The organism is Streptomyces sp. NPDC057963, assembly GCF_042887155.1.
Taxonomy (GTDB): Bacteria; Actinomycetota; Actinomycetes; order Streptomycetales; family Streptomycetaceae; genus Streptomyces.
The window spans coordinates 1-12,179 of sequence record NZ_JBHVPX010000006.1 but is presented as its reverse complement, the minus strand read 5'-3'; the positions used below and the strand labels follow the sequence as shown (position 1 = coordinate 12,179).

The window sequence follows — 12,179 nt, the reverse complement described above, 5'->3', positions numbered from 1 at the left end:
GGCGGGTGGCGGCCGGTCGCCTCGCCGCGGCGGCCGGCCCTACTCCTGCCCGTACCGCGGATCCACCGACTCCGGAGAGAGCCCGAGCAGGTCCGCGACCTGCTCCACCACGACCTCGTGCACCAGCAGGGCCCGCTCGTCACGGTTCTTGGTACGGATCTCGACGGGCCGCCGGTAGATGACGATCTGTGCGGGCCGGTCCTTCTCCGCGGAGACCGCGCGCCCCAGCGGAACGGTCTCCTCCTGCGTCACCGGCACATCGAGGACCATGAAGTCGACGTCGGCCAGCTGCGGCCAGCGCCGTTCCAGCCGTTCCACCGAGTCCTGCACGAGATCGCGGAAGTTCTCCGCACGGCTGGCCGAGAGCGGCACCTGGGGCGGGGCGACGGGCCCGCGCATGCCGCGGCCATGGCGGTCGCGACGGCGTGGGCGCGGCTCGGGCGGGTGGGGCGGTACGGGACTGTCCATCACTGACGCAGGGTAACTCCCTGCGGCGCAGGCGGATCGACGCTCCCTGACAGGGCGTCGACATGTCCCATCCTGAACAATCCGGCCGGACGAAAGCTCGTTTCAGGCCCGGCTCCTGACCACCGATCTCTTCGTGAATGACAGCTTTTGTTCCGAGTGGTGACCGGAATCGCTGCCGGTGCGACCTGTGCCGCCGCCTTCCTCCGCAGGTCAGGAGGACTGTCCGGCAGGCGGTTGGGCCGGAGGTCATGGGGCGACACGGTGGGGTGACCTGAGGGAGAGTCGTCGCAGCCCGCTCAAGAGTGCGGTACCGTCCAACATCGTGAGCCCTGTACGTCGCTGTTCGCGCACCGCGTGCGGCCGCCCTGCCGTCGCGACACTGACGTACGTCTATGCCGATTCGACTGCGGTCCTCGGCCCGCTCGCCACCTACGCCGAGCCCCACTGCTACGACCTCTGCGCCGAACACAGCGAGCGGCTGACCGCACCACGTGGCTGGGAGGTCGTCAGGCTCTCCGACCCCTCCGCTCCCACCCGCCCCAGCGGCGACGATCTCGAAGCGCTCGCCAATGCCGTACGGGAAGCGGCGCGGCCGCACGACCGCGGCGGCGACGGCAGGAGCGGCGGTGGCCCGCAGACCGCGGATCCGAGAGAGGTCGCGCGCCGCGGCCATCTGCGCGTGCTGCGCTCACCGGACTCCTGAGCCCTGCGGTGTGCGGCGTTCCGCCCCGCACCTCGCTGTGATGCCGGACGCGCGGAGCGGTCCCGGTGCCGTCACCGGGTTCTCGGCGGGACGGTCTCCCGGCGGCGCCTGACGATCGCGGACGCGGCAGCAGCCCGCCCCGCCCACCACACGAGCCCCGGGCAGCGTCCGGCCGGGCAACCGCACGGCCACAAGGCCCCGCGGCCCGCGCGAGCCGCCGCCGGGTAGTTTGGGCGGTCCGCAGAAATCTCAGGAGGACCGGCCCGTGGCTGCTGATCTGTCGCAGATCGTGAAGGCGTACGACGTGCGCGGGGTGGTGCCCGACCAGTGGGACACATCGCTGGCCGAACAGTTCGGGGCGGCGTTCGTCGAGGTCACGGGCGCGGACGCGATCGTGATCGGCCATGACATGCGGCCCTCGTCGCCCGGCCTCTCGGGTGCCTTCGCACGCGGTGCGGCGGCGCGCGGCGCAGACGTCACATCGATCGGCCTGTGCTCGACCGACCAGCTGTACTTCGCCTCCGGCAGCCTGGGCCTCCCCGGCGCGATGTTCACCGCCTCGCACAATCCGGCGCGGTACAACGGGATCAAGCTCTGCCGGGCGGGCGCGGCGCCCGTGGGCCAGGACACCGGGCTCTCCGAGATCCGCGCCCTGGTCGAGAAGTGGTCCGAGACCGGAGTGCCGCGGCCGGCGGCCGCCCCCGGGACCGTCACCGAGCGCGAAACGCTGCCGGACTACGCCGCACACCTGCTGTCCCTGGTGGACCTCGCGTCGATCCGCCCGCTGAAGGTCGTCGTCGACGCGGGCAACGGCATGGGCGGCCACACCGTCCCCACGGTCTTCGCGGACCTTCCCGTCGACCTCGTACCCCTGTACTTCGAGCTCGACGGCACGTTCCCCAACCACGAGGCGAACCCCCTCGACCCGAAGAACCTCGTCGACCTCCAGGCCCGGGTCGTGGCCGAGGGCGCGGACCTGGGCCTGGCCTTCGACGGCGACGCCGACCGCTGCTTCGTCGTCGACGAACGCGGCGCCGGAGTCTCCCCGTCCGCGATCACCGCCCTGGTCGCGGCCCGGGAACTCGCCCGCAACGGCGGCAAGGGCACCGTCATCCACAACCTGATCACCTCGCTCACGGTTCCCGAGGTCGTCCGCGAGAACGGCGGCACCCCGGTCCGCACCCGCGTGGGCCACTCCTTCATCAAGGCGGAGATGGCCGAGCACGGCGCGATTTTCGGCGGCGAGCACTCGGCGCACTACTACTTCCGCGACTTCTGGAACGCCGATACGGGCATGCTCGCCGCGCTCCATGTCCTGGCCGCGCTGGGGGGACAGCCGGGCACCCTGTCGGAGCTGGTTGCCCAGTACGACCGCTACACCGGATCCGGCGAGATCAACTCCACGGTCACCGACCAGCCGGGCCGCACGGCGGCGGTACGCGCATCCTTCGAGAACCGCGACGGAGTCACGACCGACGACCTGGACGGTCTGACGGTCATGGCCCCGGACTGGTGGTTCAACCTGCGGGCCTCCAACACGGAACCACTGCTGCGGCTGAACGTCGAGGCCCGTGACGAGCGGACGATGGCGGCGGTGCGCGACGAGGTACTGACACTGATCCGGTCGTAGGGGCGGACTTCGTACAGGAGCGGCCGTCGTGCGGAAGCGGCCGTCGTGCGGGAGCGGCGGGGCTGGACGGATGGCGGCGGGGGCCGGGGAGGCGGGGGAGGCGCGGGCTGGGTCCGGACGGGGTGGACGATTCGTTTCTGCCCTGCCGGAAGCCGCCGTGTCGGCCCGTCCGGCGTTCGAGGACCGGGGTCCGGGGCGGAGTCCCGGCCCGCGCCCCACCGCCCGCACCCCGGCGGTAGGCTGACGTCGCCCGATCCGCGTGAACCCGAACCCGCTGGTTCGAATGCCCGAAGGGACTCACCCCATGCCGCTCGAAGCCGGCCTTCTGGAGATCCTCGCCTGCCCGGCCTGCCACTCTCCGCTCGACGACCGGTCGGCAGCCGACAGCCCCGAGCTCGTCTGCACCGGCACGGACTGCGGCCTGGCCTACCCGGTACGGGACGGCATCCCCGTCCTCCTTGTCGACGAGGCCCGCCGCCCCGCGTAACGGCACGGCGCCCCGCCCCGCGCGCAACGGCGTCCGCGCCCCGCACCGCCCAACGGCGCCCCGCGCGCAACGGCGTCCGCGCCCCGCACGGTGATCAGCACGTGATCGGAGGACCGTCCCCATGCTCGACGAGTCGCTGCTCGACGCCCCGGACGCCCTGGCCCGAGCCGACCGCCGCGGCCTGCTCCGCGGCGCCGCCGAGGCCGGGGCCCGGGTCCGTACCGCCGCCCGGCACGCGGTGGAGGCCGGGATCGCCGCACTGAACCCGGAAGGCCGCCCCCGCGCCGTACTCGTGGCGGGTTCCGGCACCGCCGCCTCCGGTGTCGCCGACCTGATCACCGCCCTGGCAGGCGCCTCCGCCCCCGTCACCCGCATCCACCCCACCGGGGTCGCCGCCGCCGCGGGCGCGATGCGCTGGACGCTGCCCGGCTGGGCCGGCTCCGTGGACCTGCTGCTGATCGTCACGGCCGACGGTTCCGAGCCGGGCCTCTCCCTCCTCGCCGAACAGGCGTACCGCCGCGGCTGCAGCGTCGTCGCCGTCACCCCCCACCGGTCACCGCTGCGCGAGGCGATCGACGGGGCCCACGGACTCGTCGTGCCGATGGCCACCGCCCCGCACGGGGAGTACGACGCCGAGACGTCGGCGGCGGGCCCCGGCACGCTCTGGGCCCTGTTCACCCCGCTGCTCGCGCTGCTCGACCGGGTCGGCCTGGTCACCGCACCCCCCGAGTCGCTGCAGAGCGTCGCCGACCGCCTGGACCGCACCGCGGAACGCTGCGGTCCGGCCATCGCCACGTACAGCAACCCGGCCAAGACCCTCGCCGCCGAACTCGCCGACAGCCTGCCCCTCATCTGGACGGAGGGCGAGTCGGCGGCCCCGGTCGGCCGCAGATTCGCCGCGGTCCTGGCCGAGCTGTCCGGCCGCCCGGCCCTCGCCGCCGAACTCCCCGAGGCGCTTCCCGCCCACGGCGCGCTGCTGGCGGGCACATTCGCCGCCGGAGCCGACCCCGACGACTTCTTCCGCGACCGGGTCGAGGAGACGGAGCCCCTGCACGCCCGTGTCGTGCTGCTCCGTGACCGTCCCACCGGCGGGCTGAGCGCCGGTCCCGCCGCCCGCGAACTGGCCCTGGGCCACGACACGGCGATCAGCGAACTCGAACCGGAGGAGGGCACCGGACTCGAAGCCCTCGCCGAACTCCTCGCGGTCACCGACTTCGCCGCCGTCTACCTGGCACTCGCGTCGGCGGCCCGCGCCTGACGCGTGCGCCCGCCCCCACCGGACCGCACTCCGCCGGTACCCCACCCCGATCCACGCACCTGACAAGGACCCACCCATGGACCGGCTCTCCAACACCGTGCGTCCCTATGCCTGGGGCTCCACCACCGCCATCCCCGAGTTGCTCGGCATCGCCCCCACCGGCGAACCCCAGGCGGAGATGTGGATGGGCGCCCACCCCGGAGCGCCCTCGCGCCTCACGCGTGCGAACGGCGCCGGAGAGACCCGCCCCGAGCAGACCCTCACCGAGGTCGTCGACGCCGACCCCGAGCGGGAACTGGGCCGGGCCACGGTCGAGAAGTTCGGCCCCCGTCTGCCCTTCCTCCTCAAACTGCTCGCCGCCGGCGCCCCGCTCTCCCTCCAGGTCCACCCCGACCTCGCACAGGCCGGGCGGGGCTACGAGGACGAGGAGCGCCGGTGCGTCCCGATCGACGCCCCCCACCGCACGTACAAGGACGCCAACCACAAGCCCGAGCTGATCTGCGCGCTCACCCCCTTCGCCGGCCTGTGCGGGTTCCGCAGGCCCACCGAGGCGGCGGAGGCGATGGCGGCACTCGGTGTCGACGCCCTTGAGCCGTACGTCGACCTCCTCGGCGCCCACCCCGAAGAGGCGGCCCTGCGCGAGGTCCTCACCGCGATCCTCGGCGCCGACCGGGCGGAGATGGCCGAAACGGTGAACCTGGCGGCCGCGGCCGCCGAACGCCTCGGCGGCGCGCACGCCCCGTACGCCCGGATCGCCCATCACTTCCCCGGCGACCCCGGCGTCATCGCGGCGATGCTGCTGAACCACGTGGAACTCCAGCCCGGCGAAGCACTCTTCCTCGGCGCCGGCGTCCCGCACGCCTACCTCGACGGCCTCGGCGTCGAGATCATGGCGAACTCGGACAATGTGCTGCGCTGCGGACTCACGCCCAAGCACATCGACGTACCCGAACTCCTGCGCATCGTCCGCTTCGAGGCGACCGACCCCGGTGTCCTGCGCCCCGAGGCGTCCCCGTCCGGCGAGGAACTCTACGAGACGCCCGTGGACGAATTCCGGCTCTCGCGCTTCGACCTGTCGCCCGGCGCCGCCCCCGTCGATGTGACCAGGGGCACCCCGCAGATCCTGCTCTGCACCGCGGGCACCCCGAAGGCGGGCCCCCTCGGTCTCACGCCCGGCGAATCGGTCTTCGTGCCCGCCGGCGAGAGGGTCGAAGTGTCCGGTACGGGAGCTCTGTTCCGCGCCACAGTGGTGGCCTGACGCACCGCCCGCATCAGCGGCTGCAACAATGTCCGGCCGTACCGCGGCGCCATGGCCGCAGCACCGAAGAAGGGACACCAGGCACCCATGAGTGCGTCAGGCGGAACCAAGGCGATCGTGGCGGCACTCGGCGCCAACCTCGCGATCGCAGTGGCCAAATTCGTGGCGTTCCTGTTCAGTGGCTCGTCGTCGATGCTCGCGGAGAGCGTCCACTCGGTCGCCGACTCGGGCAACCAGGGACTGCTGCTGCTCGGTGGCAAGAAGGCCAAGCGCGAGGCGACCCCCCAGCACCCCTTCGGCTACGGCCGCGAGCGCTACATCTACGCCTTCCTCGTCTCCATCGTGCTGTTCTCCGTCGGTGGCATGTTCGCGGTGTACGAGGGCTACGAGAAGATCAAGCACCCGCACGAGATCGAGGCCTGGTACTGGCCGGTCGGAGTGCTCGTCTTCGCGGTCGTCGCGGAGGGCTTCTCCTTCCGTACCGCCATCAAGGAGTCCAACGAGACCCGCGGATCGCTCTCCTGGAGGGAGTTCATCCGCCGGGCGAAGGCCCCCGAACTCCCCGTCGTGCTCCTGGAGGACTTCGGCGCGCTGATCGGTCTGGTGCTCGCCCTCGCCGGTGTTGGCCTGGCCGTCGCTACCGGCAACGGTGTCTGGGACGGTATCGGCACCCTCTGCATCGGCGTCCTGCTGATCGCCATCGCGATCGTCCTCGCCGCCGAGACCAAGTCCCTGCTGCTCGGCGAGGCCGCAGGCGCCGACCAGGTCGAGAAGATCAGGGAGGCGGCCGTCGACGGCGACACGGTCACCGGCGTCATCCACATGCGTACGCTCCACCTCGGCCCGGAAGAGCTGCTGGTCGCCGCCAAGATCGCGGTGCAGCACGACGACACGGCCACCGAAGTGGCCAACGCCATCAACGCCGCCGAGACCCGGATCCGCGCGGCCGTCCCGATCGCCCGGGTCATCTATCTGGAACCGGACATCTACAGCGAGGCGGCCGCCGCAGCCGGCACCAACCCCGGCAAGACCCCGGGCGCATCGGACACCCCGGACACCCCGGCCGACCCCGACCACTGACCCGCCCCCTACCCCACGGCCCCACCCACCACCGCACTCACGCACACCCCCGCCCCGATCGCCCGCTCCGGCGGCCCGCCACTCCCGCTCCCGGGACCGCCCTTCCGGCCACTTCCCTCCCGGGCGGGCTGGGAGCGACTGGGCCGGTCGGTGTAGATTCGACGGCAGTGTCAGACGTCGCTGCTGATGGCGGTCGATCGGTCCGTATGCGCGGACCGGCCGAGGGAGAGAGGGCCTCCGACGGACTGCGCTGCGAGCGCCCGGGCATTCGTGTGCCCGCCGCCGCAGAGCCAGCCGTGCCCACCTCGACACCCATTACGAGGAGCAGCCCGTTATGACGACGGTCGCCAATCGACAGGACTTCAAGGTCGCCGACCTCACCCTCGCGGCGTTCGGCCGCAAGGAGATCACCCTCGCCGAGCACGAGATGCCCGGCTTGATGTCGATCCGCAAGGAGTACGCCGCCGCGCAGCCGCTGGCCGGCGCCCGCATCACCGGTTCGCTGCACATGACCGTGCAGACCGCCGTGCTGATCGAGACCCTGGTCGCGCTCGGCGCCGAGGTCCGCTGGGCCTCCTGCAACATCTTCTCCACCCAGGACCACGCCGCCGCGGCCATCGCCGTGGGTCCGAACGGCACCCCGGACGCCCCCGCGGGCGTCCCGGTCTTCGCCTGGAAGGGCGAGACGCTCGAAGAGTACTGGTGGTGCACGGAACAGGCTCTGACCTGGCCGAACACCCCCACCGGCGGCCCGAACATGATCCTCGACGACGGTGGTGACGCCACCCTCCTCGTCCACAAGGGCGTCGAGTTCGAGAAGGTCGGCGCGGCCCCGGACCCGTCGACCGCGGACAGTGAGGAGTACGGCCACATCCTCACCCTGCTGAACCGCACCCTCGGCGAGTCCCCGCAGAAGTGGACCCAGCTGGCGTCCGAGATCCGCGGTGTCACCGAGGAGACCACGACCGGTGTGCACCGGCTGTACGAGATGCACCGCGACGGCACCCTCCTCTTCCCGGCGATCAACGTCAACGACGCCGTCACCAAGTCCAAGTTCGACAACAAGTACGGCTGCCGCCACTCCCTGATCGACGGCATCAACCGCGCCACCGACACCCTCATCGGCGGCAAGACCGCGGTCGTCTGCGGCTACGGCGACGTCGGCAAGGGATGCGCGGAGTCGCTGCGCGGCCAGGGCGCCCGCGTGATCATCACCGAGATCGACCCGATCTGCGCGCTGCAGGCGGCGATGGACGGCTACCAGGTGACCACCCTCGACGAGGTCATCGACAAGGCCGACATCTTCGTCACCACGACGGGCAACAAGGACATCATCATGGCCGCCGACATGGCCAAGATGAAGCACCAGGCCATCGTCGGGAACATCGGCCACTTCGACAACGAGCTCGACATGGCCGGCCTGGCGAAGATCGACGGCATCGTCAAGGACGAGGTCAAGCCGCAGGTCCACACCTGGACGTTCCCCGACGGCAAGGTCCTCATCGTGCTGTCCGAGGGCCGCCTGCTGAACCTGGGCAACGCCACCGGCCACCCGTCGTTCGTGATGTCCAACTCGTTCGCGGACCAGACCCTGGCCCAGATCGAGCTGTTCACCAAGCCCGAGGAGTACCCGACCGACGTCTACGTGCTGCCCAAGCACCTGGACGAGAAGGTCGCCCGTCTCCACCTCGACGCGCTCGGCGTGAAGCTGACGACGCTCCGCCCCGAGCAGGCTTCCTACATCGGTGTCGAGGTCGAAGGCCCGTACAAGCCCGACCACTACCGCTACTGATCGGCTCCTGATCCGGCCCGTCGGCGACCGCGCATCCCACCATCGGGAAGCGGCGTCCGGGCCGGTGACGGCTTCGGTCACCACGGCCGCCGACAGACGGAACAGCCTCAGCAGCAGCTACGGACGCAGGCCCCCGCACCCCCGTGCCGGGGGCCTGCCCCGTACCGCACCCGCTCAGCCCGAGGAACCTCGAAGGACCCCATGCCCCGCGGCCGATATTCGCTCCACGATCTCCACGATCACACCCTCCTCGGCGAAGAAGACTTCCAGTGCGCCCCCGGTCCCTCCGGCTGGCGCTACGTCTCCCGGACCACCGCCCCTTCCGGCGACCACCTCGGCTCCGTCGACCTGACCCTCGACGAACTGGGCCGCCCCATCCGCCTCGAACTCCACGCCGCGAGCTGGCAGGTCCGCGGCGCCGCCCTGGAAGGCGTCACCTGGGTCCGTACCGACCCGACCGGAACCCATGCCACCGAAGGCAATGTGCGCGCCCACGCCTTCACCGGCACGTCCCCCGCGTTTCTCGTCGCGACCTCGCGACTTCTGCGCCTCACCCCCGGTTCCCCCGCGACCCGCGTCCGCCTGGTCGCCTTCACGGACCCGGTCCTCGCCCCCCGTACCGTCGACCAGTCCTGGGCCCTGGTGAACAGTGAAGCGCACGCCACTGACAACGGCCCCCTGACTGTGGACGAGTACCAGGTCAGCGCCCTGGACACCGGCGAACAGCACACCGTTCACATCGCCGGCGACGTGGTCCTCTCGGCCCCCGGCATCGAGCTCGAAGACCTGGAATCCCCGCCCTCACCGCACTGAGGGCTGTCCCGTGGTCCCTGGCGGGCGTGCGACGACAGCCACGGCACCGCGCCGCGTTGTCGGAACGCCCGAATACACCCAGTAGTTCGGGCGTCAGTCCGCCTCGCGACGCACCGCATCCGACGCGGCGCGCCAATCCACCAGGGACTACGGGACAGCCCTCAGGCGGGCGGCGCGAACCCCGTCGCCGCGGGCGCCGCCCCGCCCTCCTTCACCGCTGGGACCACGGGAGCGCCCGCCCCCGTACCTCCGGCGAACGGCCCGGACCCCACCGGCGGGGCAGCAGCGACCCCACCCTCCACGGCCCCGCTTCCCACCTGCGCGCCACGGACCCGAGCAGCGCGATCCTGGGCGGCACCGTCCCGAGGGGCACCGTCCTGAGCGGCGACGAGCACCCGCCGCGCATCCCGCGCCTGCCGCTCGTTCACCACGGCCGCCAGATACGCCCCGGCCGGCACCCCCTCGGGCACCGGAGCGCCCGTCCGCGCCGCCAGCTCCCCGGCCAGCCGCGCCGCCATGGCCAGGCCCACCTGCGCGTCGAGCTGGTGCATCCGCGTCAGGTACTGCCGTATCGCCAGCCACAGACCGTCCGGTACCGCCGACAGATCCAGCCCCGCGAACCGCCCGACCAGCCACGGCGGCGGAGGCGGCACGGCCACCGCCCGCCCCGCCGGCACCCGCTCCCGTACGACGAGCGTTCCCGCGAACACATCCCCGAGCCGCCGTCCCCGCGCCGACACCAGCGAAGCGATACAGGCGACGACCCCGAGCGTCATGAGGATCTCGACGACCCCCATGGCCCCGCGCACCAGCGCATGCCGGAACCGGATCGGCCCCCCGTCGTCCCGGACCACGCGCAGGCCGCACGCCAGCTTCCCCAGCGAACGCCCATGGCTGAGGGTCTCCACCGCGATCGGCCCGCCCACCAATACGAGCAGAAAGGCCGCCACGGACACCGCCGCGAAGGCCGCGTCGTCCAGCGTCGCCGTCGCCATGGCCAGGCCGATCGACACCAGGACGAACGCCGCCCCCACCACGGCGAGGTCGATGGCCAGCGCCAGTGCCCGACTCGGCAACTTCGCGGGCCGCAGCCCCAGTACCACCGCGTCCCCGGTCACGAGCTCCGTCATCGCCGCCCCATCCCTCGCCGGTCTTCCCTGCCCCTCGGGACCTCAGTCTGCCAAGCTGACCCGCAACGCGCCGCCGTAGTACGAACCCGTCCGCCCCCATGCCTGGAGCAGCAGCCGACCATGGACCTCGACGTCTTCGTCACCGCCCACCGCACCGAGTGGGACCGTCTGGACCACCTCCTGCACCGCGGGCGCCGTCTCACCGGCGACGAGGCCGACGAGCTCGTCGAGCTCTACCAACGCACGGCCACCCATCTCTCGCTCCTCCAGTCCGGTGCTTCCGACCCGATGCTCACCGCGCGCCTCACCCAGCTCGTCGCCCGTGCCCGATCCACGGTGACGGGCACCCGCCGAGCCTCCTGGCGCGACGCCGCACGCTTCCTGACAGCCGGCTTCCCGGCCGCGGTCTACCGATCCAGGCATTGGTGGATACCCGCGGCCGTCCTCTCCACGCTGCTGGCCGCCGTCATCGGCTGGTGGATCGGCACACATCCGGAAGTCCAGTCGGCCATCGCGGCACCGGAGGATCTCCGCCGCCTGACCGACCCGGGCGGGGAGTACGAGACCTACTACTCCAGCCACCCCGCCGCGTCCTTCGCCGCCCAGGTGTGGACGAACAACGCCCGGGCCGCAGCCATGTGCCTGGTCCTGGGAGCGTTCCTGGGCATCCCCGTGGTCTGGATCCTCTTCCTCAACGTGCTCAACCTCGGGGTCGGTATCGGCCTGATGTCCTCAGCCGGCCGCCTCGACACCTTCCTGGGGCTGGTCCTCCCGCACGGGCTGCTGGAGCTCACCGCCGTCTTCGTCGCAGCCGGTACGGGCCTGCGCCTCGGCTGGACGGTCATCGACCCGGGCCCGCACACCCGCCGCTCGGCCTTGGCGCAACAGGGCCGCGCCGCGATCGGCATGGCCATCGGCCTCGCCCTGGTCCTGTTCGTCTCGGGCCTCATCGAAGGCTTCGTCACCCCTTCCGGTCTCCCGACCTGGGGACGCATCACCATCGGCATCACGGCCGAGCTGGCCTTCCTCGTGTACGTCTACGTACTGGGCGGCCGCGCAGCCCGAGCGGGCGATCGGGGCGACATCGATCCCACAGAACGCAGCGCCGAACTCCCGGCCGCAGCCTGATGTGCGTACACCCCCGCTGACCTGCTAGTCTCCTCTTCGCCCCGAGAGACCGTTGACATGGTTGATCTGGGGAGGTAGATTTTAACGGTTGCGTCGGACTGGACAGGTCCGATCCCAACGGTTAGTGTCTTCTTCGCTCTCAACGGAAATGGAATTTCCGCAGAGCCATTGATTCTCTCATTCCGGAGCATGCAGCCGATCAGTTCGGCCAAATGATTCTGGTAAAGTCGAGTCAGCCGAGAGGCAAGGCCACTCCAAAGGCCGCCGGAATTCAAATTCGGACCGGAAACGGAACGGAAAAGAGTCTGGTAAGGTTGGAACCGCCGGAAAGGGAAAGCGCGAAAGCGAAGAACTGGAAAGCAACCCCGCTTCGACCGGGAATCGGACACGAAAGAGTCTGATAGAGTCGGAAACGCAAGACCGAAGGGAAAG

At 71.4% G+C, this 12,179-nt stretch carries 11 protein-coding genes; 9 read left to right on the top strand and 2 right to left on the bottom strand.

The window, feature by feature from the left end; translation table 11 throughout:
- Positions 1-39 precede the first annotated feature (39 nt).
- The gene (locus ACFVT1_RS15665; RefSeq protein ID WP_389795523.1) at positions 40-468 is read right to left on the bottom strand and encodes a metallopeptidase family protein; all 429 of its coding nucleotides are present in this window, start codon (positions 466-468) and stop codon (positions 40-42) included.
- Positions 469-790: 322 nt separating this feature from the next.
- Between ACFVT1_RS15665 and ACFVT1_RS15660 the strand changes: the two genes are divergently transcribed.
- From ACFVT1_RS15660 to ACFVT1_RS15625, 8 genes are all read left to right on the top strand, one after another.
- Positions 791-1,171, top strand: a complete 381-nt coding sequence (locus ACFVT1_RS15660) for a DUF3499 domain-containing protein (protein WP_362207310.1) — start codon at positions 791-793, stop codon at positions 1,169-1,171.
- A gap of 265 nt (positions 1,172-1,436) precedes the next feature.
- On the top strand, positions 1,437-2,801 hold the full coding sequence (locus ACFVT1_RS15655) for a phosphomannomutase/phosphoglucomutase (RefSeq protein WP_389795521.1): 1,365 nt from the start codon (positions 1,437-1,439) through the stop codon (positions 2,799-2,801).
- Positions 2,802-3,105: 304 nt separating this feature from the next.
- Complete coding sequence (locus ACFVT1_RS15650) at positions 3,106-3,288, top strand: Trm112 family protein (protein WP_030927015.1); 183 nt, start codon at positions 3,106-3,108, stop codon at positions 3,286-3,288.
- Between the two features lie 121 nt (positions 3,289-3,409).
- Entirely contained in the window at positions 3,410-4,546 is a 1,137-nt protein-coding gene (locus ACFVT1_RS15645; protein ID WP_389795519.1) for an SIS domain-containing protein, read from the top strand.
- A gap of 76 nt (positions 4,547-4,622) precedes the next feature.
- A complete protein-coding gene (gene manA / locus ACFVT1_RS15640; protein WP_389795518.1) occupies positions 4,623-5,804 on the top strand; it encodes a mannose-6-phosphate isomerase, class I in 1,182 nt (393 codons plus the stop codon).
- A gap of 87 nt (positions 5,805-5,891) precedes the next feature.
- Positions 5,892-6,884 carry a cation diffusion facilitator family transporter gene (locus ACFVT1_RS15635; RefSeq protein ID WP_389795517.1) on the top strand — a complete coding sequence of 331 codons (993 nt, stop codon included), beginning with the start codon at positions 5,892-5,894 and terminating at the stop codon, positions 6,882-6,884.
- A gap of 334 nt (positions 6,885-7,218) precedes the next feature.
- Positions 7,219-8,676 (top strand): adenosylhomocysteinase, encoded by a 1,458-nt coding sequence (gene ahcY, locus ACFVT1_RS15630; protein WP_389795516.1) that lies wholly within the window; start codon positions 7,219-7,221, stop codon positions 8,674-8,676.
- A 201-nt stretch (positions 8,677-8,877) separates the two neighbouring features.
- Positions 8,878-9,489 carry a hypothetical protein gene (locus ACFVT1_RS15625; protein ID WP_389795515.1) on the top strand — a complete coding sequence of 204 codons (612 nt, stop codon included), beginning with the start codon at positions 8,878-8,880 and terminating at the stop codon, positions 9,487-9,489.
- A 161-nt stretch (positions 9,490-9,650) separates the two neighbouring features.
- Here the strand turns inward: ACFVT1_RS15625 and ACFVT1_RS15620 are convergent, their stop codons facing one another.
- Complete coding sequence (locus ACFVT1_RS15620; RefSeq protein ID WP_389795514.1) at positions 9,651-10,619, bottom strand: RDD family protein; 969 nt, start codon at positions 10,617-10,619, stop codon at positions 9,651-9,653.
- Positions 10,620-10,739: 120 nt separating this feature from the next.
- On the opposite strand from ACFVT1_RS15620, the gene ACFVT1_RS15615 reads away from it, so the two are divergent.
- Positions 10,740-11,747, top strand: a complete 1,008-nt coding sequence (locus ACFVT1_RS15615; RefSeq protein ID WP_389795512.1) for a stage II sporulation protein M — start codon at positions 10,740-10,742, stop codon at positions 11,745-11,747.
- Positions 11,748-12,179: the final 432 nt, after the last annotated feature.